Here is a 3,796-nt window from a genome sequence, read left to right as displayed (position 1 = left end):
GCGGTCGCCCCACCGGCCAGCACGAGGCGGCGCGCGGCCCGCACCGCCCTGCGGCGGCCCGCCCCGGCGGCCCGGCGGCGCAGCCGGGCGAAGGGGTCCAGGTCGTTGACGCGGGTGCCCAGCGCGGCCAGCAGGGCGGGCAGCACCAGGATCGTGGCGGCCGCGGCCAGCGCCACCACCGTGATCACCGCCCAGGCCAGCGAGCGCAGCAGCGCGACGGGGAAGACGAACAGCCCGCTGACGGCCAGGCCCACGGTGCAGGCCGAGAAGACGACGGTGCGCCCGGCGGTGGCCATGCTGCGCACCACGGCCTCGCCGACCGGCAGCCCGCGGGCCAGTTCCTCGCGGAAGCGGGTCACGATGAACAGGCTGTAGTCGATGGCGAGCCCGAACCCCAGCGCGGTCGCCAGGTTGGGCGCGAACACCGAGATCTCGATCGCGTGCGTCAGCAGCCGCAGCGCGGCCAGCGTGCCGACCACGGCCAGGGCGCCCACCACGACCGGCAGCAGCGAGGCGAAGACCGACCCGAAGGCGATCACCAGGATCAGCACCGCCAGCGGCGCGACGACGACCTCGGCCTTGCGCGCGTCGTCCTGTCCCTGCCGGATGAACTGCACGTTCGTCCAGGCCGGTCCGGTGGCGGTCACGCGCAGCGGGGCGAACCGGCGGGCGAGGTCCGGGACCAGCCGTTCGGCGGTGCGGGTCGCGTCCGCCTCGGTCCCGGCCAGGTCCACCACCAGCAGGGCCGAACGGCCGTCGGTGGCGCGCAGCGCGGCCGGCCGTCCGTCCCAGTACGACCGCACGCGGGCCACCCCGGACTGTCCGCGCAGGTGGCGGGTCAGCCGGGCGCCCGCCTCCGCGACCGGGCCGGAGTCGACCGGCCGGTCCGCCGCGGCCCGCAGCACGAGGTCGGGGGTCGTGGCGTCGAACCCGCGCGTCAGCAGGGCGTCGGCGCGGGCCGACTCGGTGCCGGTGGCCAGGAACCCGCCGTTGGACAGCCGGTCGGCCAGTCCCGCCGCCAGGAGCCCCAGCATGAGGGCCGTGACCGCGGACGCCGCCAGCACGGCGGTCCGGTTGCGCACCGACCAGCGCGCGAAGGCCGCCAGCGCGCTCTCCCGCCGTGCGGGACGGCGCGGCCGGGCGAGCGGTCCGCGCGCCCTCACCCGTCGTGCGCCCAGCGCTCACCGTTTCCGCGCCACGGGCGCGCCGACCGGCGTTCCTCGTTTCCGGGTGACATGGGGGTTCCTCACCACGCGATCCGACGGGCGCGTCATGGCCGGGTGTCCGAACACCCGGCGTGATGATCGCCCGGTACACCCCCACCCTTCCCGTTACTCAGAGCATCCAATCTGATTACTCAAAGTAGTTTCCCTTGGTCGGGGCCTAGATCGCCGCTGCCCCGTCAGTGATCGGCGGCCAGTTTCAGGCCGAAGCCGATGAACGCCACGCCCATCACCTGCTGGAGGCGGCGCCGGACGGCCGGGCGGCTCAGCACCCGGCGGGCCGCCCCCGCCACCGCCGCCAGCAGGCCGAACCACAGCAGGCCCTGGACGGCGTGGATCGCCGCGAACAGCATGCTCGTCCAGAACATCGACGCCCCCTGCGGCACGAACTGCGGCAGCAGGCTCATGTAGAACACGCCGATCTTGGGGTTGAGCAGGTTCGTCGTGAACCCGGTGCGCAGCGCCTCCCGCCACGACATCGGCGCGTCCGCGGTCTCGGCGGCCCCGGCCGCCCGCCCCCGCCGCGCCGTCCACAGCGCCCGGCCGCCCAGCCACAGCAGGTAGGCCGCGCCCGCGACGCGCAGCACGTCGAACGCCAGCCGCGACGCCGCCAGCAGCGCCGTCAGCCCCACCGCGCTCGCCAGCGCCCACGTCAGGCAGCCCAGCGCCACGCCCAGCCCGGCGAGCAGGCCCGTCCGCCGCCCGCCCGTGACGGTCGCCCGCAGCACCAGCATGGTGTCGAGGCCCGGAGTGACGGTCACCAGCGCGGCCACGGCCGCGAACGCGAGACAAGCGGTCAACATGGGCACATGCTGTCATAGGCGGACGTATGTTCCTGACTGGAATACCGGCCCGCATCCCCGCCTTGCCCGTAAACGACGACGTGACCAGGAGGATCGGCGAGCCGAGGGCTGTCCCCGGTGCGGACGAAGTCTTTGACCGCCGTCACTTGAGTCTGAAGAGTCACTTGGCTACGTCGCCGCCCAGTCGCACTACAACCTCGTCTCCCGCGACACCTACGAGGCGGCCTGGCCGCCCTGCCCCACTACGGCCTGGCCTCCGGCTTCCTCACCGGCAAGTACCGCCCCGGTCGGCTGGTCGACAGCGCCCGCACCGTCGAGCAGCTCCCGGCGCTGCTCGCGGTCCCCGGCCTGGAGCTGACCGGCGCCGAGGTGGCCGCGCTCATCGACGCATCCGCCTGAAACCGATCGGAAGAGTGGGGGTGTAGCGTTCCGCGGCGTTATGCCCCATCTCGACTTCCTGGTCGTCGGCGGCCTGGCCGTGCTGCTCGGCGCGATCGTGCAGAGCAGCGTCGGCCTGGGCGTCGGCCTGGTCGCCACGCCCGTGGTGACGCTGCTGTTCCCCACCCTGATGCCCGGCGCGATCCTGGTCGCCGCGACCGTCCTGCCGCTGGCGACCCTCGTCCGGGAGGTCCGCCACGCCGACCTGCGGGGGCTCGGCTGGGCGTTCGCCGGGCGCGTCGCCGGGACGCCGCTGGGCGTCTGGGTGGTGGCGTCGGTCCCGCCGGGACCGCTCGGCGCGGTCATCGGCCTCGTCGTGCTCGCCGCGCTGGCCGCGTCCCTGTGGTCGGGCGACGTCCCCCGCAACCGCGCCACCCTGGCCGCCGCCGGGCTGGTCTCCGGCGCCACCGGAACGGCGTCCTCCATCGGCGGCCCGCCCATCGCCCTGCTCTACCAGCGCGAGAGCGGGCCCCGCGTCCGCGCCACCCTGGCGGTGTTCTTCACGGTCGGGGCCCTGCTGTCGCTGCTCACCCTCGCCGCGACGCACCAGCTGCCGTACCGGCAGGTCACGGCGGGGCTGGCGCTGACGCCGTTCGTGCTGGCGGGCTTCGCCGTGGCGGGCCCGCTGCGCCGCCACCTGGACGCGGGCCGCATGCGCGCCGGAATCCTCGTGGTCGTGGGCGCATCAGCCGTCACACTCGTGGTACGTAGCCTGATGTGATGCGTCCGACCAAGGCCGACCTCGAAGCCGCCCGCGACAAGCTGATCCCCGACATCCTGCCCCCGGAGGGGGCGACGCTGCGGGTGCTGTTCTGCGGAATCAACCCCGGACTGTACTCGGGGGCCACCGGGCACCACTTCGCCCGCCCGGGCAACCGGTTCTGGCCCGCGCTGCACCGCTCCGGCTTCACCGAACGCCAGCTGCGCCCCGCCGAACAGCACCTGCTGCCCTCCTACGGCCTCGGGATCACCAACCTGGCGCCCCGCACCACCGCCCGCGCCGACGAGCTCACCGAGACCGAACTCCGCGAGGGCGGCGAACGCCTGGTGGCGCTCGTCGAGCGCTACCGCCCCGCCTACCTGGGCGTCGCCGGGGTCACGGCCTACCGCACCGCGTTCGGCGACAAGAAGGCGCAGATCGGCCCCCAGGACGACCGCATCGGCCCCGCCCGGGTATGGGTGCTGCCCAACCCGAGCGGCCTGAACGCGAGCTGGCCCCTGGACCGGATGGCCGCGGAGTTCGCCCGCCTCCGCGAAGCCGCGGAAGCCGCCGGCGACGAGAGCTCGTAGGGCCCAGGCCCCGAAAGCCCACGAGGGACCCTGAACGCGCCC

At 74.6% G+C, this 3,796-nt stretch carries 4 protein-coding genes; 2 read left to right on the top strand and 2 right to left on the bottom strand.

Annotation, left to right across the window (positions count from 1 at the left end; all coding sequences use genetic code 11):
• Positions 1-1,163, bottom strand: a 1,163-nt coding sequence (locus AKI01S_RS48320) for an MMPL family transporter (RefSeq protein WP_157420752.1), incomplete at its 3' end; no start/stop codon positions are given.
• 239 nt (positions 1,164-1,402) lie between these two features.
• Positions 1,403-2,026 (bottom strand): LysE family translocator, encoded by a 624-nt coding sequence (locus AKI01S_RS48315; protein WP_067833827.1) that lies wholly within the window; start codon positions 2,024-2,026, stop codon positions 1,403-1,405.
• 439 nt (positions 2,027-2,465) lie between these two features.
• On the opposite strand from AKI01S_RS48315, the gene AKI01S_RS48310 reads away from it, so the two are divergent.
• Positions 2,466-3,185, top strand: a complete 720-nt coding sequence (locus tag AKI01S_RS48310) for a sulfite exporter TauE/SafE family protein (RefSeq protein ID WP_067833824.1) — start codon at positions 2,466-2,468, stop codon at positions 3,183-3,185.
• A complete protein-coding gene (mug, locus tag AKI01S_RS48305) occupies positions 3,185-3,754 on the top strand; it encodes a G/U mismatch-specific DNA glycosylase (RefSeq protein ID WP_174567492.1) in 570 nt (189 codons plus the stop codon). The genes AKI01S_RS48310 and mug overlap by 1 nt, the downstream gene beginning before the upstream one ends.
• Positions 3,755-3,796 lie beyond the last annotated feature (42 nt).

Origin of the sequence: Actinomadura kijaniata NBRC 14229 (genome assembly GCF_001552175.1) — a bacterium.
Classification (GTDB): Bacteria; Actinomycetota; Actinomycetes; order Streptosporangiales; family Streptosporangiaceae; genus Spirillospora; species Spirillospora kijaniata.
The sequence above is the reverse complement of the archived record's forward strand: the minus strand, read 5'-3'. Positions and strand labels throughout refer to the sequence as shown.